Genomic DNA, 1,171 nt, shown 5'->3' with positions numbered 1-1,171 from the left:
TTCGATTTCAGGCGCATCACACTAGTGACCTGAGTCGGAGATTCTCTGGCAGTAGGCGGCGACTTTGTCGAGGATCTCGTCGGCGGTCTTCGTCCAGACGAAAGGTCTGGGGTGGTCGTTCCAGTCGGCGAGCCAGGTTCGGATGTCGCGTTCGAGGGCTTGGACGGAGCGGTGGACGCCGCGGCGAAGCTTTTTGCTGGTCAGTTCGCCGAACCATCGCTCCACCAGGTTCAGCCACGATGAGCCGGTGGGTGTGAAGTGCAGGTGGAAGCGGGGATGTGCCAGCAGCCACTTCTTGATGGCGGGCGTCTTGTGGGTGGCGTAGTTGTCCAGGATCAGATGCACATCGAGGTCTGCGGGAACTTCCTTGTCGAGCTTGGTCAGGAACTTCCTGAACTCGGCAGCCCGGTGCCGACGGTGCAGTGAACCGATCACCTTGCCCGTGGCCACTTCCAGTGCCGCGAACAAAGTGGTGGTGCCGGCGCGGACGTAGTCGTGGCTGCGTCGTTCGGGCACCCCGGGCATTATCGGCAGCACCGGCTGCGAACGGTCCAGGGCCTGGATCTGGGACTTCTCGTCCACGCACAGCACCAGTGCCTTCTCCGGCGGGTCGAGGTAGAGGCCGACCACATCGCGGACCTTGTCGATGAACAGCGGGTCTGTGGACAGCTTGAACGTCTCGGAGCGGTGCGGGGCCAGGGCGAACGCACGCCAGATCCTTGAGACCGCCGACTGGGACATCCCGGTCGCCGCCGCCATCGACCGGGTCGACCAGTGCGTGGCGTTCGCCGGCTTCTCCTCCAGCGTCTTGACGATGACCCGCTCCACATCGGCGTCCGTGATCTTCCTGGGGACACCTGGCCTGGGCTCGTCGGACAGGCCGTCCAGACCGCGGTCGAGGAAGCGCCTTCGCCAGGTGCGGACCGTGTCCGGAGCGACCTTCAGTCGCCGTGACACCTCCATGATCGAGTGTCCCTGGGCGCACTCCAGCACGATCCGGGACCGCAAGGCCAGAGCCTGAGCCGTCGACCGGCGACGCACCCACCCCTCAAGCACAGCACGCTGGGCATCCGTTACCGACAACGGCGGGATCTTCGGGCCACGACGATTCACACCAAACCAACGACGAACCTCTGACTCAGGTCACTAGTGTGATGCGCCTGAAATCGAA

The 1,171-nt window shown here is 64.1% G+C and carries 1 protein-coding gene; it reads right to left on the bottom strand.

Features of this window, described 5'->3' with window-relative positions:
* Nucleotides 1-21: 21 nt before the first annotated feature.
* Entirely contained in the window at nucleotides 22-1,113 is a 1,092-nt protein-coding gene (locus tag BIV23_RS45040; protein ID WP_071386776.1) for an IS630 family transposase, read from the bottom strand.
* Nucleotides 1,114-1,171: the final 58 nt, after the last annotated feature.

The organism is Streptomyces monashensis (assembly GCF_001866665.1).
GTDB lineage: Bacteria > Actinomycetota > Actinomycetes > Streptomycetales > Streptomycetaceae > Streptomyces > Streptomyces monashensis.
This window is presented reverse-complemented; position numbering and strand designations above follow the sequence as displayed.